This window comes from Rhizobium sp. BK251 (assembly GCF_004345245.1).
Classification (GTDB): domain Bacteria; phylum Pseudomonadota; class Alphaproteobacteria; order Rhizobiales; family Rhizobiaceae; genus Rhizobium.
Genome location: NZ_SLUQ01000001.1, coordinates 779,452 through 798,836 on the forward strand (window position 1 = coordinate 779,452; position 19,385 = coordinate 798,836).

A 19,385-nucleotide genomic window follows, 5' to 3' on the forward strand; every position below is an offset into this window, starting at 1 on the left:
TCGGCTGTCGTTTCCCGGCTCGACAACCGGCGGCCATTTTGACAAGACATAAGCAAAAATGGGGATTTGGCGGTGACGGCTGCCGTGCGGAGAAAGTGAATGACCTCTGATACCGAACTTCCGGAACGCGAAAGCATGGAATTCGACGTCGTGATCGTCGGAGCAGGGCCCGCCGGGCTTTCTGCCGCGATCCGTCTCAAGCAGGTCAATCCGGAGCTCTCCGTAGTCGTCCTGGAGAAGGGAGCCGAAGTCGGCGCGCATATTCTGTCGGGCGCCGTCGTCGATCCGATCGGCATCGACCGGCTGTTGCCGGGCTGGCGCAAGGAGGATGATCACCCCTTCAAGACGGAAGTGACGGACGACCACTTCCTGCTGCTGGGTCCCGCGGGCTCGGTGCGACTGCCGAACTTCATGATGCCGCCATTGATGAACAATCACGGCAACTACATCGTGTCGCTCGGAAATGTCTGTCGCTGGCTCGCCGGCCGCGCCGAAGCGCTCGGCGTGGAGATCTATCCCGGGTTTGCCGCGGCAGAAGTGCTCTATGACGAGGAGGGCGCCGTTATCGGCGTCGCGACCGGCGACATGGGCATCGAGAAAAACGGCGAACCGGGCCCGAGCTACACGCGCGGCATGGAATTGCTCGGCAAATATCTGCTGATCGCGGAAGGTGCGCGCGGCTCGCTCGCCAAGCAGCTCATCGCCAAGTTCGATCTTCAGCGCGGGCGCGAACCGCAGAAGTTCGGCATCGGCATCAAGGAGCTCTGGGAGGTCAAGCCCGAGCACCACAGACGAGGTCTGGTGCAACACTCCTTCGGCTGGCCGCTCGGCATGTCGACCGGCGGCGGATCCTTCCTCTACCATCTGGAGGATAACCTCGTCGCCGTCGGCTTCGTCATCCACCTGAACTACAAGAACCCCTATCTGTCTCCCTTCGACGAGTTTCAGCGTTTCAAGACCCATCCAGCGATCCGCGGTACCTTCGAAGGCGGCAAACGGATTTCCTACGGCGCTCGTGCCATCACGGAGGGCGGGTATCAGTCCGTGCCGAAGCTCACCTTCCCGGGCGGCGCCCTGATCGGCTGCTCGGCGGGCTTCGTCAACGTGCCGCGCATCAAGGGCAGCCACAACGCGGTTCTTTCCGGACTGCTCGCGGCCGACCGCATCGCCGAGGCGATCGCGGCTGGGCGGGCGCATGACGAGCCGATCGAGATCGAGAACGACTGGCGCGCCTCCGATATCGGACGCGACCTGAAGAGGGTCCGCAACGTCAAGCCGCTCTGGTCGAAGCTCGGCACGGTCCTCGGCGTCGCGCTTGGCGGCCTCGACATGTGGACGAACCAGCTCTTCGGCCTTTCGCTTTTCGGCACGCTGAAGCACGGGAAGACCGATGCGGCCTCGCTGGAGCCGGCTGCCCAGCACAAGAAGATCGACTATCCGAAGCCGGACGGCGTGCTCACCTTCGACCGGCTTTCCTCGGTGTTCCTGTCGAATACCAACCACGAGGAGGACCAGCCGGTCCATCTCAAGGTGGGCGATATGGCGCTGCAGAAGAACTCCGAGCACGATGTCTATGCCGGCCCTTCGTCGCGCTACTGTCCCGCCGCGGTCTACGAATGGGTGGAAAAGGACGGCAAGCCGACCTTCGTCATCAACGCGCAGAACTGCGTGCACTGCAAGACCTGCGATATCAAGGATCCCAACCAGAACATCAACTGGGTCCCGCCGCAGGGCGGCGAAGGTCCGGTCTACCCGAACATGTGAAGCGGGGCTGACAAGGTTCTGCCCGCACTGCGGATGAATAGCGGCGCGTCCGCGTCGCAAGGCGCAGGATCGAAGCCATGCAGTTGCATTCTTTGCCGCGCTATGGCCTCTTGGCGTCGGCTAGGCTGCTACGGGGACGCCAATGCAGGCAGATGTCGGGTCGGTTCCAGGCGGCCGGAAGCTTCACTACCTCCAGGCACTCAGGGCCATTGCGGCCCTGCTTGTGGTCGCGGATCATGCCTCGGCGCAGATCATGGGTACCGCCGGCACCCCTGCGTGGTTCAAGCAGTTCGGCTGGTTTCTGGGCGAGCAGGGGGTTGCGATATTCTTCGTCATCAGCGGCTTCATCATGGCCTACACGACGAAGAACGACTTCGGCAGTCCGAGGAGCGCGGCGAGATTTCTGCTCCGCCGGATGATCCGCGTGATACCGCTCTACTGGATTTTCACCGTTCTTGCCGCATCCCTGATCGCATCGGGACTGTGGTTGAGCGGGCGCAGCGTCCACATCGCTGATTTGCTGCCGTCGCTGTTCTTCATTCCCTACGGCGATGGACCCATGCGGCCGCTGCTGGGCCAGGGATGGACGCTGAACTACGAAATGGCCTTCTACGCCGTCTTTGCCTTCTGCATGCTCTTTCCAAGAAGGCTCGGCACGGCCCTGGCTGCAGCTCTCCTGCTTTTCGCCGTCGCCTGCGGAAACGCCTTGAACCCGGTGATGGAGGGATTGGATCCGGCGACAGGGCTGTCCTTCTTCCTGGCGCCCTATCTCGTGCTATTCGTAGTCGGGATAGTCGCCGGGGAGTTCGCCGCTCGGGGACATGCGCTTCGTGTCGAGCATACGCTCCTGAAGATCCTTGCCCTTCTGGCGATCTCCATCACGATCTACGTCGTCTGGAAGCCGCCATTCCAGGAGTTGCCCTGGCGGATGCTGTTCTGGTCGTTCTGCTCTCTGGCTGTGCTTATCAGCGTCTCGCCGGGCCAGCAGGCCCACGGATGTGAAAGCGTCAGGCTGTTTGAGCATCTCGGCGACTCCTCGTACAGCCTGTACCTCTCCCATGTCTTCGTTCTCTACGGCCTTTCAAAGGCATGGCGGATCTTGATCGGAGATCCCGGCTTCCTCTTCATCCCGGTAGCGTTCATCGTATGCAGCGCTTGTGCCGTACCGATATTCAGGTTCGTGGAGCGCCCGATGTATCTCTCGCTGCAGAGATTTTTCAAGGTCGGCGCTTCGTCCGACCGGGCGAAGCGGAAGGCCGCTGTCGCGGCCGCCGGCGCCTGATGCGACGCCCGCGGGCAATTCGGAGAGCGCAGGGATTGCTGGTTCTAGAGACGGACGCCCGTCATCGCCAACGGCGTTTGACGAAATCGCCGATGAGGGGCGCGATCTGCGGCAGGCATTCTTCCAGTGCGAAATGGCCGGTGTCGAAGAGGTGCAACTCCGCCTTCGGCGCATCGCGCAGATAGGCTCTTGCCCCTGCCTCGGAGAAGAATGGATCGTTCCTGCCCCAGGTGATCAGCACCGGAGGAGCCGCCTCGCGCAGCCATCTCTGCCATTCGGGATAGCGTGGCGGGTTGCTCTTGTAGTCGAAGAGGAGATCGACCTGCGCCTGCCTCTGGGCGGGCTGGTCGAGAAAGTACTGGTCAAGAATCCATCCGTCCGGCGCGACGAGCGAGGGATCGGTTGTTCCCCCCTCGTACTGGCTTCTCGTTACTCCCAGTGTCAGCTGCTTCTCGAGTTCCTCCTTCGCACCCTCGGTGTCCGGCGTAAGCGGTATCAAGCCATGCATGACGGGCGACAGGCCCTCGTCATAGGCGTTGCCGTTCTGGACGATCAACCCGGCGACAAGCTCGGGCCTGCGGCTGGCGAGCCTCAGGCCGACCGGTGCGCCGAAATCGAAGACGTAGAGCATGAAACGCTTCAGGCCGAGGGCGTCCACGAAGCCTTCCATGACCTCGGACAGCGTGTCGAAGCTGTAGGTGAACGTGCCGCCCTGGTTCGCCGATTTTGGTGCCGAGCTGTGACCCGAGCCCGGATGGTCGGGCGCGATCATGCGGAAATCATTGCCGAGCGTCTCCATCAGGCGGCGGTACTGATGGGATGCCGATGGAAACCCGTGCAGGAGCAGGACGACCGGCGCTTCGCCGGCTCCGGCCTGTGGCCGGGTCTCGCGATAGAAGATATCGAGACCGTCCACCTGGACCTTGCGATGGACGATGGTTGCCGGGATATGAACAGCCATTTCACACTCCTCATTTGCCGATTTATGCATTACATTGCACGAAGAGGAATAATGTGTAAACATGAAAAACAAGCATTAGGATTGTTCATGACCGATCTGGTACCTTTCGTCGGGGAGCCGCTTGGCCTCGACCTCGTCAATACCCGCCCGGCGACGCCGGAGGGCCGCGTCGACTTGATCGGGGATCTCGAGGGTTTGAAGGCGTGGCTCGGCCTCGAAGCGGATCGTCTGCCCGCGGCGTTGCAGCAGGCGGCAGAGACGCTTTCCGATTCCGACCTCGCTCCTGTCCACGCCGTGCGTGAACACGCTACTACTCTGATGACGTGCCTGACGAATGCGGAGAAGCCGCCACAGGCGGCATTGGACGGCCTCAATGCCGCAATGCGTGCCTCGCCAACGGTCGGCGGCCTGGTATGGGAGGAGCCGTCCGTTGCCATGCGCGCCAGCCGCAGCGGGCCGCCAGGCAACCAGTTAGCGGCCTGCCTTGCCGAATCCGTCGCCGAACTCGCGGGAAGTCCGCAGGCCGGCCCGCTGCACCAGTGCGAGGCAGACGATTGCGTCATGCTCTTCGTCCAGACCAATGCGCGCCGCCGCTGGTGTTCTGCCGCGAGGTGCGGCAACCGAATGCGTGTCGCCCGCTATTATAGACGCAGCAAGGCCGGCTGAGCTGGTTGCCCGCCGGCCTGCGCACCGAATATAGCTCAGCGCTTCCTTGCCAGGAGCCCCGTGGAAAGCGCGACCCCAAGCCCCGTGATCGCGGCAGCCGCAAATTCCGCGACGCCGACCGTCTCGCCAAGCAGGAGGCCGCCGCCCAGCGTGGCAAGGGCCGGTGTGATCGCCGTGAAGGCTGCTGCCTGTGTGCCCCCGAGAGCCTGTACGGCGATGCCGTATGCAATCGTCGCCGCAAGCCCGGAAAGCAGCCCCTGGCTCAATACCTGCAGTCCGAGTTCGGGCAGTGGTGCGGTCATGAGCGACGTTCCGAAGATCGCCGCAAGCCACAGATGGATCAGGAAGGACCAGATCGCGATCAGGGCGCTCGCCTGGATGGCGCTAAGGCCGGAACGGCGGAACGCATGCGTGTAGCTCGCCCAGAGCACGGCGCCGAGCGGCAGCAGGGTGACCCCGGTCCACGAAATTCCGCTGTTGGACAGGCTGCAGATGAGGAGCGTGGCGATGCCGACGACGATCGCGGCCAGCCCAAGCCACCGCGTTCGGTCCAGCCGCTCGTGGAATACCAGCACGCCGATCAGCGCGGTCGCGAGCGGCATTGAGCCGCCGAGCAGGATGGCTGCCGGGCCGGCGGCTGTCGCATGAAGGGCGGAGGTCGTCAGCTGGAAGAAGACCGCGCCGGCGCCCGCGACCATGATGAGGAGGAGGTGCGGCGGTACACCTCTCGGCAGGAGGCCTGTCCGCCACCAGACCGGTGCAAGGACGAGTGCCGGAACGCCATAGCGAATAAGGCCTATGTCGATCGTGCCGAGTGCAGTCGCAGCGCTGTGACGCGTCGCGAGGATCCAGGTGGCCCAGATCAGCACCGTGACGGCCGCGCCGGCATAGCCGACGGCAGGCGAGGTGCATTTGCGCGAGGGTAGGGTGATGGCGGTCATAGGTCTATCCTTCCTATCATGCGGGGTTCGTCGCGATAAGAAACGATAGCGCCGGAGCGCGGGGCATGTCCTTGCTATATGTGGCGCCGAATGGCTATGATGCGCAACATCGTGCCAATACTGACAGAAGATGTTATGGAATATGCCAAGTCTCGATAAATTCGATATCGCCATCCTGAGGTGCCTGCAGGAGGATGCGCGCGCCACCAATGTCGAGATTGCCGAAAAGGTGAATCTCTCGCCGTCGCCCTGCCTCAGGCGCATTCGCAATCTGGAAAAGGCCGGCATCCTGCGCGGTTATCGGGCAGACATCGACCGCAAGGAGGTTGGTCTCGGTCTCACGGTCTTCGTCGAGATCAAGGTCGGCCAGCACAGCCAGGAAAATGCGCGCCTGCAACAGGAGGCGCTGCTGGCAATTCCGGAGGTGGTCTCGTGCTTCCTGATCTCGGGCAATGCGGATTTTCTTGCGGAGGTGGTCGTGGAGGACCTGTCGGCCTATGAGAGGCTGTTGACGGAGACGCTGTTGGCGCTGCCGGGCGTCACCGACATCCGCTCCAATTTCGCTATCCGCACGATGAAGACGAGCGGCGTGCTCAAGCTTCCAGAGGCGAAATGAAAACGGGGCCACGAGGGCCCCGTCGATATTGGTTAGAGCAGTGTACCGCTGAGGATCAGCATCGCGACCGAGAAGTAGATCACGAGCCCGCTGACGTCGACGAGCGTGGCGACGAACGGTGCGGAGGCGCTTGCCGGATCGAACCGCAGCTTCTGCAGCAGGAAGGGCAGCATCGAGCCACTGAGCGAGCCGAAGGTGACGATGCCGATCAGTGCCGCAAAGACCGTCAGGCCGACCAGTTCCCAGTGCGGGCCGTAGTCGTAGAGGCCGAGTGACTGCCACAGTGCAATACGGACGAAACCGACCATGCCCAGGATCGCGCCGAGCACGACACCTGTCGGCAGTTCGCGAAGCATGACCCGCCACCAGTCGGAGAGCTTCAGTTCCCCGAGTGCCAAGGCCCTGATGATCAGCGACGTCGCCTGCGAGCCGGAGTTGCCTCCGGAGCTCATGATCAGCGGAATGAACAGCGTCAGCACGATCGCCTTTTCCAGTTCTCCCTCGAAATGCTGCATGGCGCTTGCCGTCAGCATTTCGCCGAGGAAGAGCGCTGCGAGCCAGCCGGCGCGCTTGCGGATCATCCCGCCGAGGCCGATCTTCATGTAGGGCTTGCCGAGTGCCTCCATGCCGCCGTACTTCTGCGCGTCCTCGGTCGTGTCGGCGATCATCGTGTCGATCACGTCGTCCACGGTGACGATCCCGAGCATCCGGCATTCATCGTTGACGACGGGCAGGGCAAGAAGATTGTGCTTGCGGATGAGGCGTGCCACATCCTCCTGCTTCATCAGCGGCGTTGCGGTGACGAGCGGGCCGTAGTGGGCGACGGAGACGATCGAGTCCTTCGGATCGCCGGTGATCAGCTTGCGCAGCGTCACGATCTGGACCAGCGCGCGCGTCTCGGCATCGAGGACATAGATGGCGTAAATGGTCTCGCGCGAGCGCTCGACCTGACGCACGTGATCCAGCACTTGCCCAACAGTCCAGGTATTGGGAACGCTGACGAACTCGGTCGTCATGATGCCGCCGGCGGTGCGCGGCGGATATCCCATCAGGTGCTGGATGGCGATGCGCGTCGTATGGTCCAGCCTCGCGACCAGCGCGCCGCGCACATCCTCGCCCATTTCCAGCAGGATGTCGGCAACGCGGTCGTTTGCCGTTGCGTTGAGGAGCCGCGCCGCATCTTCTTGCGGCATTCTGGTCAGGATGGCAGCTGCGTTGTTCAGTTCCGGCCGGCGAAGGACGCGGACAGCCTTGTGCTGCGGCAGCGCGGCAAGAATGCCTGCTGCCTCGTCGATGCCAAGGGCATTGAGCCGCTCGACACGTTCTGCAGTCGTGATTGCCCCGAGGCTGTCACTGGTAAGAAAACGGGCGGCATGACCGGCCCGAAGGGGGAAGCGGTTGATGTTCATTTGCTCGCCTTTCCGTCGATCCGCCGTTCGCGGCAGATCGTGGCGAGCCGACAGAGTCGGTCAGAGCACGAAAGCCGCGTTCGGCAAAGGCAATCGACTGCTACTGTCGCTTGACATCGGTTTGATGGCTCCGTTGATCGTCATGGACGCGCTATGTCGTCCATGTGAGGTGTAGATGGCGTCGAGCGCCCGAAAAGTCAAGCGGGAGAGGCGTTTAGGGCGATATTGTCGCACCCTTGCCGCACAATTGACGTTGCGGATGATCCGGTCAGAACCCGGCGAGGACCAGCTTGCCTTTTGTCTTGCCGCTTTCGATCATGGCATGCGCCTTTTTGAGGTTTGCTGCGTTGATCGTGCCCACCGTTTCGGCCAGCGTCGTGCGGATCTTGCCATCGTCGACAAGCCGCGAAACCCTGTCGAGAATCCGGTGCTGCGCCTCGACATCGGCAGTGTCGTAGATCGACCGCGTGAACATCAGCTCCCAGTGGATTGAGATCGACTTGAACTTGAAGGGAACTGCGTCGAGCGTCTTTGGATCGTCGATCAGCGCAAAGCGACCCTGCGGTGCAATCGCTTCGACCACAGCCGCGACATGGTCAGTGGTATTCGTCGTAGAGAAGATGAAGGCCGGTGCGCCGAGCCCGAGCGCCGCAATCTGCGGCGCAAGCGGCTGCGAGTGGTCGATGACGTGATGCGCGCCGAGTTCCTTGACCCAGTCCTTCGTTTCGGGCCTCGAGGCGGTCGCGATCACCGTCAGGTCGCCCAGCACGCGGGCAAGCTGGATCGCGATGGAACCCACGCCGCCAGCGCCGCCGATGATGACGATGGCGTTGGCCGCTCCGGCAACCGGCTCCTGCACCTTCAGGCGGTCGAAAAGCGTCTCGTAGGCCGTGACCGAGGTAAGAGGCAAGGCGGCAGCCGCCGCGAAGTCGAGGCTCTTCGGCTTTGGGCCGACGATGCGCTCGTCCACGAGCTGGAATTCGGCATTGGAACCCTGCCGATTCAGTGTGCCGGAATAGAAGACCTCATCGCCCGGCTTGAACAGCTTGGCGTCGGGGCCGACCGCCTTGACGATACCGGCTGCGTCCCAGCCGATCACCCTGAGTTGACCGGGTTCTGGCGCTACGCCGGCACGCACCTTCGCGTCCACCGGATTGACGGAAACTGCCCTTATCTCGACCAGGAGATCGCGGCCCTTGGCTTCCGGCACCGGAAGCTCGACATCGATCAGCGACGTTTCGGCGGAAATGGGTTGGGGGGTCTTGTAGGCAACAGCGCGCATGGGGAAAGCTCCGAAATTCGTTGCACGAATGTAGATGCTCCTCGGCGCGAGGCCGTGCAAGAATTGCTTCCCTCGCTCCGGTAACAAATAGGCGACTGGCGTCCCGTCAGGCGGCCCGGTGGCCCCGGCGCTCGAGCCGCAGCGATGCGGCAAAGACGAAGAGGCCTAGGAAGGACAGGATCGCACCGACATAGCCGGTTGCCGCAAAGCCCAGGCCCCAGGCGATGACAAGTCCGCCGAGCCAGGCACCGAGCGCATTGGCAATGTTGAAGGCCGAATGGTTTGAGGCGGCGGCCAGCGTCTGTGCGTCGGCGGCGACGTCCATCAGCCGCGTCTGCAGCGCCGGTCCCGCGGCAAATCCGCAGCCGACGAGAAAGACGCAAAGGCCCAGCATATAGGGATTGGAAGCCGTCAGCGCGAAAGTCGTCAGTACCACCATATTGTAGACCAGCGACCCGCCGATCGTGCCCATCAGAGACTTGTCGGCGAGCCAGGAACCCACGAAATTACCGGTATTCATGCCGATTCCGAAAATGACGAGCATGATCGGCACCGCGCTCTCGGAAAGCAAAGCAACCTTCGTCGTCGTCGATGCGATATAGCTGAACATGGCGAACATGCCGCCATAGCCGACGGCGGCAATGGCGAGCGTGAGCCACACCTGCGGCCGCCGGAATGCACCGAGTTCGCGCATGAAGCTGGCGCCCTCCGCCACCTCGTCCTTCGGCACGTAGATCCAGATCAAGAGGACGGCAACAAGCCCGACAACGCCGACCGAGAGGAACGCGACCTGCCAATCGAGCGACTGTCCGAAGAGGGTTGTCACCGGGGTTCCCAGCAGCGTGGCCACGGTCAGGCCGAGCATGACCCTGCCGACTGCACGGGCTCGGCGATGCACAGGCACCATCGACGCGGCCACGAGCGCCGCAACGCCGAAATAAGCGCCATGCGGCAGGCCGGTGATGAAGCGCAGCAACCAGAAGGATTCGAAGGTCGGGGCAAGCGCGCTGAGGATATTGCCTGCGGCGAAGACGAGCATGAGCAGCAGGAGGAGTGAGCGCCGCGCCATCTTGGCCGCCATCACAGCGATCACCGGTGCGCCGATGACGACGCCGAGCGCGTAGGCGCTGATCACATAGCCGGCCTGCGGGGTCGTGACGGAAAAGGTCTCGGCGACATTCGGCAGCAGGCCCATGATCGCGAATTCGCCTGTTCCGATGCCGAAGCCACCGACTGCGAGCGCAAGCTGCACCAAGGCGACGGTAAGTGTGGATGGCAGTTCGGACAGATTCCGGGAATCGGCGGTTTCGATCGCGGCAACGTTGCTCACGGGCACTCCTCGGAATTGGGCGTCGCCCAGTAATGTGATGTGGTGGCGTCCGACTGGCGGAATCTCGGCCAGGGACGACGGACGGGTAGGAAAATGCGAGAATAGATTCTTTATTTATGGTCGGCAGCGCGGTCGCCCGTCGAGTGCATTTTTTGCAGTGCAGGATAGGCGTTGATGCATATGTCGCAGTCGCAGCGAGCGGGTGTCGACACCTGCGGTCCACGTTCACGAACTTGAAATCGCGCCCGCACAAACCATCTCTTTCCAGGGCTCCGGCACTCATCTTCAGCTGTGGCGGGAACAGTTAGGGATTTGCCATGAAGCTTGTGGGCTTTTTCAACCGCGACGGCGGTACTTTCAGGACGACCGACATGGACGTCTACGAACGGAGGGCCGAGGCAATATTCCGCGGCGCGGGACATGATTTCGAAGCGATCGTCTTTTCAGGCAAGGAGATCGTGCCGGCAATGGAGCGGGCTGCACGGCGCGACGACATCGACGGCATCGTCGCCGGCGGTGGCGACGGCACGATCGCAGCGGCGGCATCGATCGCCTGGAAGAATGGGGTGGTGCTCGGTGTCATCCCTGCCGGCACCATGAACCTCTTCGCCCGGTCGCTGCGCGTGCCTCTCGACATTTGGGACGCGCTGGATGCGCTCGCGTTCGGCGAGGTCGACAATGTCGACATCGCAAGCGCCAATGGAAAACCCTTCATCCATCAGTTTTCCGCCGGGCTGCATGCCCGCATGGTGCGGTACCGCAACGCCTACACATATCGCTCCCGCTTCGGCAAGATGCGCGCGAGCACCCGGGCTGCGCTGGGCGTGGTCTTCAATCCGCCGGAGTTCGAAGTCGAATTCGATGTGGCGGGCGTGCGCGAGCGACGCCACGTTTCGGCGATATCCGTTTCCAACAACCCGTTCGGCGAAAACGCGCTTCTCTATGCCGACGATCTGCGCGGCGGCGAACTCGGCTTCTACACGGCGAAGCCCCTGCGGCCTTTCGGTGTCGCATTGCTCGCAATCGACATGCTGCGCGGAAAATTCCGCGAGAATGCCGATGTGATGGAGCTGCATACGCCGGAGGTGAACCTGCATTTCCCGGCGCTGCGCGCAAAGGCCAATTGCGTGATGGACGGCGAACTCCTGCCGCTGGAGCGCGATGTAAGCCTGAAGCTGCATGCGGGCGAACTGAAGGTTCTGGTCCGGCGAGGGGTCGCCGAAGAGGTCGATCAGGATCGCCGTCGCAGTTCGGCGACCTAACTGCAGACAGGCTACCGCGGATAGATCAGGGCGTAGGCGAATTGGTAGGTATCGCCGGGGCGCCCATAGATATAGGGCAGGCTGACGATCCGCGTTTCCGGCGTGACGCCCGGTCCGATCCTGCTGTCGAGCCAGGTCTGGAATTCACCGGGCAGGGCAGGCGGCGGTCCGCCATATCGCTCGCGCCAGACGAAGACGACCGGATGCGTCGCGTCCCATTGAAAGCTGGGCTGGAAGTCTGAGTAGATCGGCGACATCACGGGTGCGTCGGGCATCTGCAGCCGCATGTTTCCCGCGAGATGGGGATCGATGCTGACGATAGCTGCCGGGGAAGCGCCGACTTCGCGGCTAATGATCTCTGCGAGGGCCCTGTAGGGGATGTTGAGGCGCTGGTAGTCGCCCACTAGCGGGCCGATGAGCATGCGGGTGGACAGAATGGCGATGACGGCAACCATGATGGTCGCGGCCGTCGCCACGCTGATGCGCAGGGCCTTCTTCAGGTCGATCTCGGCGGCATCGATCTTCAGGCAGATGTACAACGGAACCACCATGAGGAGCGGCGTCATCCAACGGTCCCTGATGTTTTCCACGCCCGCGAAGACGATGAGAAACAGAAGAGCGCCAAGCTCCAGCAACAGCAGCCGCTCGACAACCCGGGTCCAGCGGCTGGTGGCCCCCAGCGTTCCGAACAGCCGTTTACCGAACATCAGGAAGAATATCGCGACGGCCAGACCCGCAAAGCTCGGCACCGCCGTGAGGAGCGAGAGCAGGCCGGACCAAATCTGCGCCAGGGCGCTGTCGTCTCCTGTTCCGTACATTTTGGTAAAGGTCCGGCTTGTCGCCAGAGCGTAATTCTCGGCAAACCAGAGTGCGTGCGGGAGGACGATGACGATGGACACGGCGGCCGTCAGAAGCAGGCGCCAGTTGAACAGGACCTTGCGGTCCTCGCGGTCGAGCAGGAGCGCGCCGAAGGCGGCGGCCGGCAGAAGCGCGAAGTTATACTTCGAAATCAGCCCGGCACCGAGCGCTATCCCCGTGATGACGTAGGCAAGAGTGTCCTGCCTCTTCAGGGTCCGGAACATTCCGTAGAGAAACAGGCAAGCGCAGAAAATCACCGCGACGGTATGGGTCAGGTCGCGTTGCGCTTCGAAAGAGACCTGCGGGATGGCCAGAAGCGAAAGCGTCGCGATCGTGGCGAGGTCGCGGTTCTTCAACAGCATCCGTGCCGTCAGCCAATAGAAGAGATAGGAGCCGAACAGCAGCAGGTTCTTGAGGAGAGCCAGCGATACGAGGGAAACGCCGAGCAGGCTCGTAACGCCGTACTGCAGCCAGTTGTAGAACGGCGGCTGCGAATTGTAGCCCGCAGAAAGCCACTGTGCGAGCAGCGTCTGTTCCGCCTCATCCAGTTCCAGCGAATGCGGCATGCACAGCCGGGCGACGAACTGAAGGAGAAAATACCCCGCCAGGACGACGAGGAGAAGATTGGGGCGTCTGTGAAGTAGGGCAGGCATAGGTCGATTGCTGTTCCTGATGGTTTTTCCGAGCTTCCGGGGCGTTAGCTCGCCGGAAGCCACAAATAGCCGAAGCCACGAACGTCACCCGCCCGTCCATAGTAGTAGGGCAGGGCGAGGCTGTGCTGAGTAAGTGATTCCGGGGTAATCCCGGCTGTCCGCAGAAAGTCGGCGAGTTCTTCCGGCATTGTTGGATCGGCGCCTTCGTCGGCTGCCCAGACCACGAGGACCGGACCAAGGCTCGCCAGCCCGGCCGGCGCCGTCTTGCTCGGCGCGCGCGGCGTGATGATCGGAATATCGGGCAACTGAATACGCATGTTGCCGGCCGTGTATTGATCCGCTGCGATGATGAGGCCCGGTTTCCGTTCCGCCGTGGCCGACCGCGCGAAGGCGGCAAAAGGCACGTTGAGCTTCGTGTATTCTCCGATCCAGCTGCCGCCGGCGGTGCGGACATAGAGGCTGAGCAGCACGACAGCCATCAGCACGGGAACGACAACGAAAAAGCGACGCAAGCCCGCCGTCATGTCGATGCCCGACGCCTCGATCTTGAGGAAGATGTAAAGCGGCAGCACCATCAGGAACGGCGTCAGCCAGCGCTCGCGAATGTGAGTGGCATTGGTGGCGAGGATGATGATGACGACTGCTATCAGCGAGATCAGCATCATGCGTCCGATCAGCCGCGTCCAACGGGTCTCTGCCTTGATCGCGCGGAGGAAGTCGCCTCGAAAGGCTGCAAACAGCAGTGCAACGGTCAGCGCCGAGAAGGCGAGGACGGCAACGACGAGCGAAAGCAAGCCTTTGCCCGTAACGGCGAACCAGCTCATCTGGCGCGCATCGACCATCTTTTCGAGCGTCCCCGCGGACGCCAATTCGAGGTTTCCCAAGAGCCAGATCGCGTGCGGCAGCACGATCATGGCTGCAATGACGATCACGATCAGCAGCCGGAAATCAAGCAGGCGCCTGCGAAAGTCCGGATCGAGCAGGACGGCAAGGAACGCCGAGAGCGGAAGCAGCGCGAAATTGTACTTCGATATCAGGCCGATGCCGGTTGCGATGCCGACGATAAGGTAGGAGCCGGTGTCGCCACGGTCCAGAAGCCTGAACAGTCCGTAGAGGAAGAGCGAGGCCGCGAAGATGACTGCGACGGTGTGCGTCAGGTCGCGCTGCGCCATGAATGCGACCTGAGGCAGGGTGATGAGGCTGAGCATGACAATGCCCGCCATCGATCGGTCCTTCAGCACGATGCGCGCCGCCAGGCCATAGAACAGATAGCCGAGAAACAGGATCGCGTTCTTCAGGACCGTCAGCGACAGGAGGGAAATGCCAGTGACGGCCACGAGGGCATACTGGATCCAGTCATAGAAGGGCGGCTGCGGACCGTAGCCCGCCAACAGGAACTGAGACGAAAACGCCTGCTCCGCCTCGTCGAGTTCCAACGAGTCCGGCAGCACGAGGCGAAGGCAGATGTTCAAGACAAAATAGCAGGCAACCAGCGCCACGGCGCCTTTCAGCCGCACCGCCGCCGTCTGCGGCATCTCAGCTTTCCCGTTCGATAATGGAGCGGACGATGTAGTTGGGTGAATCGTCATCTCGGTAATAGGTTCTTGCCAGCATTTCCGACAGTATGCCCGTAGTGATGAGCTGCACCGAAGACAGGAACAGCATGACGCCTACGAACAACAGCGGGCGCGTGCCGATGTCATTGCCGAGGATGAACTTGTCGACGAAGAGATAGGCGAGGATCAACGCCGACAACGCGCCAAGGCCAAGCCCGAGCGAGCCGAAGAAATGGCCCGGCCGCGCCTTGTAGCGCATGAAGAACATGACCGAAAGAAGGTCCAGGATCACGCGGAACGTGCGCGAAATACCATACTTGGACACCCCATGCTGGCGCGCGTGGTGGGTGACCACCATTTCGCCGATGCGCGAGCTCGGCACGACGCCGGCAACCCAGGCCGGGATGAAGCGGTGCATCTCGCCCATCAGCTTGACCTGCTTGATGATGGCGCTGCGATAAATCTTCAGGCTGCAGCCATAGTCGTGAAGCTTCACGCCGGTAATCCGGCCTATCAGGTAGTTGGCGCACCAGGAAGGGATCTTGCGGAGGAAGAGGCCGTCCTGGCGGTTCTTGCGCCATCCGACGAGAAGGTCGAGTCCACGCCGCTCGAGCTCGGCGACCATGGCCGGAATGTCCTTGGGATCGTTCTGCAGGTCGCCATCCATCGTGGCGATCAGGCGGCCGCTGGCGGCATCGATACCGGCCTGCATGGCGGCGGTCTGGCCGAAATTGCGCTGGAGCTCGACGATCTTGAGCGCGAGACCCTGACGCTCGATCGACTTCCGGGCGTTCACGAGCGTGGCATCCGTGCTGCCGTCATCGATCAGGATGAGTTCCCACGGTGCGGTAAAGTCGCCCATGGCTGTACAGATGCGGTCGATCAGCGGACCGACGCTCTCTTCCTCGTTGAAAACGGGCACAACGAGCGAAAGCTCGATCGCTGGCGCTGGCCTACCCACCTCGCGGATTGACTCTGCAGTTGTCTGCAATTCTTCTTTCTCCTAAAAGGCCGGCGAGACCGGCCGCACTAGCGGCCGCCTAAGTCAATGTCTCAAGCCACAATGCTGCTAGGGATGCCTACTACATGAAGACGCCGATTGTTGCCAGCCGACAATCCTGGTTTTTGCGCCAGCGCATGACGCTGTTCACCATCGCGGTCGTCGCGGCCTATGCCGTCTTCGTGCAATGGCTGTGGGGTTGGCACGTGATCATTGCCCAGTGGGGGGAGGTGGGAGTGGTTCCCATCCTCGGTGCCCTGGCACTGCTCACCAGCACCTATTTCCTGAGAACGTGGCGCATCTACGACTATTTTCCGCGAGAGACGACCGGCCGCTTCCTCAGTCTCTTCCGCGTCACCCAGCTTCACAACCTTCTGAACGTCATGCTGCCCTTCCGCGCCGGCGAAACCAGCTTCCCGGTGCTGATGAAGACCGAATTCGGCATTCCGCTCGCCCGTGGAACGTCGGCGCTGCTCGTGATGCGGCTCCTCGATCTGCATGCCCTTCTTGCCGCCGCCGGATTTGGTCTTGCCGTGGAGGCACCGTCGCCCATGCTCGCCTGGCCGCTCTGGCTGATGTTCCTGCTTGTTCCCGTCGTCGCCTTTGCCGCGCGCCGGCCGCTTCTGAGGTTTGCTGCAAAAGCTGTTCCGCAGGTGGGACAGAAGTTCATACATGAGATCGAAAACGGCCTTCCGTCAAATGTAGGCGCCTTCGGACGGGCCTGGGCGATGACGATCATCAACTGGTTCGTCAAGGTTCTGGTGCTCGCCTGGGCGCTCGGCCTGATGGGCGTCCTTCCGCTTGGCGCAAGCTTTGGCGGCGCGCTCGGCGGCGAGCTGTCATCGATCCTGCCGATGCACGCGCCGGGTGGCGTCGGCACCTATCCGGCGGGCATCACGGCCGGCGCGCTGGCCTTCGGGGCCGGCGGAAGCAAGGCGGCAGTTGCCGATCTCGCGCGGGCAAGCGTCAACGCCCACCTGCTGATTATCGTATCGGCGTTGACGGGAACCGCCCTTTCTCTCCTGATTGCTCGCGAGAAACGGCCGGCCTGAGGTCGACTGCCCCGGCCTTTTCGGTCAGGTCGCGGGTAACGGCGGCAGTTCGGAAATCCGCTTCCGCAGGAAAGCCTGTTCGGGCGCTTGCCGGCAGAGCGCCAGCGCGGCCTCGTAGGCGTCGCGCGCCTCAAGGAAACGCTCGAGTTGGCGCAGGAAATCGGCGCGTGCCGCATGCGCCAGATGATAGGCCTTCAATTCTCCCTTCGCGAGGATCGCATCAACGAGCGCCAGTCCCGCCGCCGGGCCATCGCACATCGCGACGGCAACTGCTCTGTTGAGCTCGACCACCGGGGAGGGGTGCGCGGCTGCGAGAAGGCCGTAGTACCACGCGATCCTTCGCCAATCGGTTTCCTCTGCCCGCTCCGCCCGCGCATGCTCTGCGGCAATCGCCGCCTGCAGCGTGTAGACGCCGACGGTGCCTTCGCGCATCGAAGCAGCAACGAGCGCGAGACCCTCGTCGATCTTGGCCCGATCCCATTGCGCGCGATTCTGGTCGGCAAGCAGGACGATCTCGCCCGCATCGCCGGCGCGAGCGGCTTTGCGCGAATCCTGGAGGAGCATCAGCCCCAGCAATCCGCGAATGTCCGGATCCGGCAGCAGGCGGTCGAGCGTCCGGGCAAGCCTGATCGCCTCGGCCGTCAAGTTGGTACGAACGATCTCGGCACCCGAAGAAGCGGAATAGCCCTCGTTGAACACGAGGTAGATGACGTGAAGGACCTGCTGCAGGCGGTCCGGCAGCTCGTTCTTGGCGGGTACCTCATAAGGGATTACGGCCGTCCGAATGCGATTCTTCGCCCGCACGATCCTCTGTGCCACCGTGGGCGCGGGAACGAGGAATGCGTGAGCGATTTCCTCCGTCGTCAGCCCGCACACCTCCCGCAAGGCCATCGCCATCTGCGCATCAACAGGCAGAAGAGGGTGGCAGCAGGTGAAGATCAGGCGCAGCATGTCGTCCTCGATCAGTTCGGCGTCTCCGATTTCCCACGGTTCGTCTTCGGGATGCAGGCTTGCGGCTATGTCGCCGAGCGAGGCATCGAAGCGTGCGCGGCGGCGAAGATTGTCGATGGCCCTGTAGCGCCCGGCCGAGACGAGCCACGCGACCGGATTGTCCGGCACGCCGGTCTCCGGCCATTTGCCGGCTGCGGCGGCGAAGGCGTCGTGCAAGGCCTCCTCGGCGCGATCGAAATCCCCAAGCAGTCGGATCAGCGTCGCCAGCACCCGGCGCGAATGGGAGCGATAGATGTCTTCGATCAGCCGTTCCAAGCCTACTCCTCACTCCGGAAGGGTCAGTATCCTGATTGGCCGCACCTCGATGGCGCCAACGTGGGCTGACGGTATCCTTGCGGCGATCTCCGTCGCGGCTGCAAGGTCAGACGCCTCGATGACGTAGAAGCCTGCAAGATGCTCCTTCGTTTCGATAAAAGGGCCATCGGTCGCAGAGACGGTGGCGCCGCGTACGCGAATGACTGTTGCGCTCTCGGGCGGCTCCAGCGCGTGGGTATGGATCATCGTGCCCTCGCGGCGCAGGTCTTCGTCGAAGGCGAAATGCGCACGGACGATTTCGTCGGTCTCCCGTGGCGTAAGTGTGCCGTCCGTATCGGCGGAATTGTAGATCAGGCAGAGAAAGCGCATTGCCTAGTGCTACTCCTTGATCGGGTAGGCCTCCCGCACTTCGATGGCTCCATATCTGGCGACAGGGAAGCTGGCGGCGATCTGCTTGGCTTCCTCGATGCCGCTTGCCTCGACCAGCACGAAGCCGCCGAGATGTTCCTTGATTTCGGCGAAGGGACCGTCAGTCGCCGTGATGTTATCGCCGCGCACCCGCACGGTCACCCCGGTCTCGGGCTCCCTGAGCGCGAGCGCGACCAGCAGATGGCCACTTTCGCGCAGTCGCTCGTCGTTTTCGATCGACTCCCTTGTAAGCGCCGCTCCCTCCTCGGCGGTGATGGCGCGGATCTTGTCGGTGTCGAACCAGACCTGGCAAAGATATTTCATCGTCCGCTCCTCAGCGAATACCGCAATCATGGATCGGCCGGACCTCGACCGAACCGAGCTTGGCAAGCGGAATTCTCGCTGCCACGCGAATAGCCTCGTTGAGGTCGCTTGCGTTGATCAGGATAAAGCCGCCGAGCTGTTCCTTCGTCTCGGCATAGGGGCCATCAGTGACCGACAAGTCATCACCTCGCACGCGCACGGTTGCGGCCGCGCTCGGAGACTGCAGGGCTTCGGCAACGATCATGTGGCCGCTTGCGACGAGCTGCACGTTATAGGCAAGCGCCTCCTCGTCCAGCCTCTGCTTCGCCTCCTTCGACATTCCGTCCAGCATCGAGCTTTCGAACCAGACCTGGCAAAGATATTTCATGTCTGCGTCTCTCCTCACTTCATTCGATGCCCTGTTGACGAACCGACGGAGCCGAATTCGACAGGCGGATGAAAAATATCTTCGACCATGAACGCGATGTCGAAAAGGGGGAATCCTCTTCGACAAGGACCGTCACATGAATTGAGGAGAGACGGTCATGAGCATTTTTGAGATTGCGGTCGCAAGCCGGCTCTGGGCGAGCCGGTGGGAGAAGGGGCTGGTCGAGGACGAGACTATGAGTATTGGCTGGCTCGCAGTGCGGACGGCGGCCACGCTGCTCATCGCCGCGGCGATGGTTGCCGCATTGCAGGTGGTCTCGCAAGACACGACAACGGAAGCGGCAGGCGCCGCCCCGCCGATCGTCAGGGGTGACTATTGAGAGGCGGCT

19 protein-coding genes are annotated in these 19,385 nt (G+C 62.5%); 7 read left to right on the forward strand and 12 right to left on the reverse strand.

The genetic code is table 11. The features are described from left to right. Positions 1–99: 99 nt before the first annotated feature. Together EV286_RS03755 and EV286_RS03760 are read left to right on the forward strand one after the other, a co-directional pair. Positions 100–1,764 (forward strand): electron transfer flavoprotein-ubiquinone oxidoreductase, encoded by a 1,665-nt coding sequence (locus EV286_RS03755; protein ID WP_132955648.1) that lies wholly within the window; start codon positions 100–102, stop codon positions 1,762–1,764. A 142-nt stretch (positions 1,765–1,906) separates the two neighbouring features. Beyond that, a complete protein-coding gene (locus tag EV286_RS03760; protein ID WP_132955649.1) occupies positions 1,907–3,046 on the forward strand; it encodes an acyltransferase in 1,140 nt (379 codons plus the stop codon). Positions 3,047–3,107: 61 nt separating this feature from the next. Here EV286_RS03760 and EV286_RS03765 read toward each other — a convergent pair whose 3' ends face one another. Continuing rightward, the gene (locus EV286_RS03765; RefSeq protein ID WP_132955650.1) at positions 3,108–4,007 is read right to left on the reverse strand and encodes an alpha/beta hydrolase; all 900 of its coding nucleotides are present in this window, start codon (positions 4,005–4,007) and stop codon (positions 3,108–3,110) included. A gap of 87 nt (positions 4,008–4,094) precedes the next feature. On the opposite strand from EV286_RS03765, the gene EV286_RS03770 reads away from it, so the two are divergent. After that, the gene (locus tag EV286_RS03770; protein WP_132955651.1) at positions 4,095–4,673 is read left to right on the forward strand and encodes an ABATE domain-containing protein; all 579 of its coding nucleotides are present in this window, start codon (positions 4,095–4,097) and stop codon (positions 4,671–4,673) included. Positions 4,674–4,708: 35 nt separating this feature from the next. On the opposite strand, the gene EV286_RS03775 is transcribed toward EV286_RS03770, so the two are convergent. After that, positions 4,709–5,614, reverse strand: a complete 906-nt coding sequence (locus EV286_RS03775; RefSeq protein ID WP_132955652.1) for a DMT family transporter — start codon at positions 5,612–5,614, stop codon at positions 4,709–4,711. Between the two features lie 142 nt (positions 5,615–5,756). Between EV286_RS03775 and EV286_RS03780 the strand changes: the two genes are divergently transcribed. Further along, positions 5,757–6,230, forward strand: a complete 474-nt coding sequence (locus EV286_RS03780; RefSeq protein WP_132955653.1) for an Lrp/AsnC family transcriptional regulator — start codon at positions 5,757–5,759, stop codon at positions 6,228–6,230. A gap of 32 nt (positions 6,231–6,262) precedes the next feature. On the opposite strand, the gene mgtE is transcribed toward EV286_RS03780, so the two are convergent. The 3 genes from mgtE to EV286_RS03795 all read right to left on the reverse strand — a co-directional run bounded on the left by mgtE (position 6,263) and on the right by EV286_RS03795 (position 10,251). Next, on the reverse strand, positions 6,263–7,639 hold the full coding sequence (gene mgtE, locus EV286_RS03785; RefSeq protein ID WP_132955654.1) for a magnesium transporter: 1,377 nt from the start codon (positions 7,637–7,639) through the stop codon (positions 6,263–6,265). 268 nt (positions 7,640–7,907) lie between these two features. Next, positions 7,908–8,921: a zinc-binding alcohol dehydrogenase family protein gene (locus EV286_RS03790; protein WP_132955655.1), complete on the reverse strand. Its 1,014-nt coding sequence runs from the start codon at positions 8,919–8,921 to the stop codon at positions 7,908–7,910. A gap of 106 nt (positions 8,922–9,027) precedes the next feature. After that, on the reverse strand, positions 9,028–10,251 hold the full coding sequence (locus EV286_RS03795) for an MFS transporter (RefSeq protein ID WP_132955656.1): 1,224 nt from the start codon (positions 10,249–10,251) through the stop codon (positions 9,028–9,030). Between the two features lie 317 nt (positions 10,252–10,568). On the opposite strand from EV286_RS03795, the gene EV286_RS03800 reads away from it, so the two are divergent. Further along, positions 10,569–11,513 (forward strand): diacylglycerol kinase family protein, encoded by a 945-nt coding sequence (locus EV286_RS03800; protein ID WP_132955657.1) that lies wholly within the window; start codon positions 10,569–10,571, stop codon positions 11,511–11,513. Between the two features lie 11 nt (positions 11,514–11,524). Here EV286_RS03800 and EV286_RS03805 read toward each other — a convergent pair whose 3' ends face one another. From EV286_RS03805 to EV286_RS03815, 3 genes are read right to left on the reverse strand one after another with little or no spacing between them, the layout of a single operon-like run. After that, positions 11,525–13,024 (reverse strand): glycosyltransferase family 39 protein, encoded by a 1,500-nt coding sequence (locus EV286_RS03805; protein WP_132955658.1) that lies wholly within the window; start codon positions 13,022–13,024, stop codon positions 11,525–11,527. 44 nt (positions 13,025–13,068) lie between these two features. Next, positions 13,069–14,559: a glycosyltransferase family 39 protein gene (locus EV286_RS03810; protein WP_132955659.1), complete on the reverse strand. Its 1,491-nt coding sequence runs from the start codon at positions 14,557–14,559 to the stop codon at positions 13,069–13,071. A gap of 1 nt (position 14,560) precedes the next feature. Beyond that, positions 14,561–15,571, reverse strand: a complete 1,011-nt coding sequence (locus EV286_RS03815; RefSeq protein ID WP_132955660.1) for a glycosyltransferase family 2 protein — start codon at positions 15,569–15,571, stop codon at positions 14,561–14,563. Positions 15,572–15,666: 95 nt separating this feature from the next. Between EV286_RS03815 and EV286_RS03820 the strand changes: the two genes are divergently transcribed. Next, positions 15,667–16,632, forward strand: coding sequence for a lysylphosphatidylglycerol synthase domain-containing protein (locus tag EV286_RS03820; protein WP_132955661.1), 966 nt, complete (start codon positions 15,667–15,669; stop codon positions 16,630–16,632). A gap of 24 nt (positions 16,633–16,656) precedes the next feature. Here EV286_RS03820 and EV286_RS03825 read toward each other — a convergent pair whose 3' ends face one another. Genes EV286_RS03825 through EV286_RS03840 form a run of 4 tightly spaced genes read right to left on the reverse strand, consistent with a single transcriptional unit; the run spans position 16,657 to position 18,997 of the window. Then, a complete protein-coding gene (locus EV286_RS03825) occupies positions 16,657–17,898 on the reverse strand; it encodes an RNA polymerase sigma factor (RefSeq protein ID WP_132955662.1) in 1,242 nt (413 codons plus the stop codon). Positions 17,899–17,907: 9 nt separating this feature from the next. Next, positions 17,908–18,267 carry a YciI family protein gene (locus tag EV286_RS03830; RefSeq protein WP_132955663.1) on the reverse strand — a complete coding sequence of 120 codons (360 nt, stop codon included), beginning with the start codon at positions 18,265–18,267 and terminating at the stop codon, positions 17,908–17,910. Positions 18,268–18,276: 9 nt separating this feature from the next. Next, on the reverse strand, positions 18,277–18,630 hold the full coding sequence (locus EV286_RS03835; protein WP_132955664.1) for a YciI family protein: 354 nt from the start codon (positions 18,628–18,630) through the stop codon (positions 18,277–18,279). Between the two features lie 10 nt (positions 18,631–18,640). Next, the gene (locus tag EV286_RS03840) at positions 18,641–18,997 is read right to left on the reverse strand and encodes a YciI family protein (protein WP_132955665.1); all 357 of its coding nucleotides are present in this window, start codon (positions 18,995–18,997) and stop codon (positions 18,641–18,643) included. Positions 18,998–19,154: 157 nt separating this feature from the next. Here EV286_RS03840 and EV286_RS03845 point away from each other — a divergent pair, with 157 nt between their 5' ends. Then, complete coding sequence (locus EV286_RS03845) at positions 19,155–19,376, forward strand: hypothetical protein (protein WP_132955666.1); 222 nt, start codon at positions 19,155–19,157, stop codon at positions 19,374–19,376. The last annotated feature ends 9 nt before the right edge of the window (positions 19,377–19,385 follow it).

Bases quoted from the DNA above. Each gene is read 5' to 3' on its own strand.
- EV286_RS03775 (WP_132955652.1), bottom strand. From the start codon at position 5,614: ATGACCGCCATCACCCTACCCTCGCGCAAATGCACCTCGCCTGCCGTC.
- EV286_RS03820 (WP_132955661.1), top strand. From the start codon at position 15,667: ATGAAGACGCCGATTGTTGCCAGCCGACAATCCTGGTTTTTGCGCCAG.
- EV286_RS03840 (WP_132955665.1), bottom strand. From the start codon at position 18,997: ATGAAATATCTTTGCCAGGTCTGGTTCGAAAGCTCGATGCTGGACGGA.
- EV286_RS03845 (WP_132955666.1), top strand. From the start codon at position 19,155: ATGAGCATTTTTGAGATTGCGGTCGCAAGCCGGCTCTGGGCGAGCCGG.
- EV286_RS03770 (WP_132955651.1), top strand. From the start codon at position 4,095: ATGACCGATCTGGTACCTTTCGTCGGGGAGCCGCTTGGCCTCGACCTC.
- EV286_RS03790 (WP_132955655.1), bottom strand. From the start codon at position 8,921: ATGCGCGCTGTTGCCTACAAGACCCCCCAACCCATTTCCGCCGAAACG.
- EV286_RS03805 (WP_132955658.1), bottom strand. From the start codon at position 13,024: ATGCCTGCCCTACTTCACAGACGCCCCAATCTTCTCCTCGTCGTCCTG.
- EV286_RS03780 (WP_132955653.1), top strand. From the start codon at position 5,757: ATGCCAAGTCTCGATAAATTCGATATCGCCATCCTGAGGTGCCTGCAG.
- EV286_RS03830 (WP_132955663.1), bottom strand. From the start codon at position 18,267: ATGCGCTTTCTCTGCCTGATCTACAATTCCGCCGATACGGACGGCACA.
- EV286_RS03810 (WP_132955659.1), bottom strand. From the start codon at position 14,559: ATGCCGCAGACGGCGGCGGTGCGGCTGAAAGGCGCCGTGGCGCTGGTT.
- EV286_RS03760 (WP_132955649.1), top strand. From the start codon at position 1,907: ATGCAGGCAGATGTCGGGTCGGTTCCAGGCGGCCGGAAGCTTCACTAC.
- EV286_RS03765 (WP_132955650.1), bottom strand. From the start codon at position 4,007: ATGGCTGTTCATATCCCGGCAACCATCGTCCATCGCAAGGTCCAGGTG.
- EV286_RS03835 (WP_132955664.1), bottom strand. From the start codon at position 18,630: ATGAAATATCTTTGCCAGGTCTGGTTCGACACCGACAAGATCCGCGCC.
- EV286_RS03800 (WP_132955657.1), top strand. From the start codon at position 10,569: ATGAAGCTTGTGGGCTTTTTCAACCGCGACGGCGGTACTTTCAGGACG.
- mgtE (WP_132955654.1), bottom strand. From the start codon at position 7,639: ATGAACATCAACCGCTTCCCCCTTCGGGCCGGTCATGCCGCCCGTTTT.
- EV286_RS03755 (WP_132955648.1), top strand. From the start codon at position 100: ATGACCTCTGATACCGAACTTCCGGAACGCGAAAGCATGGAATTCGAC.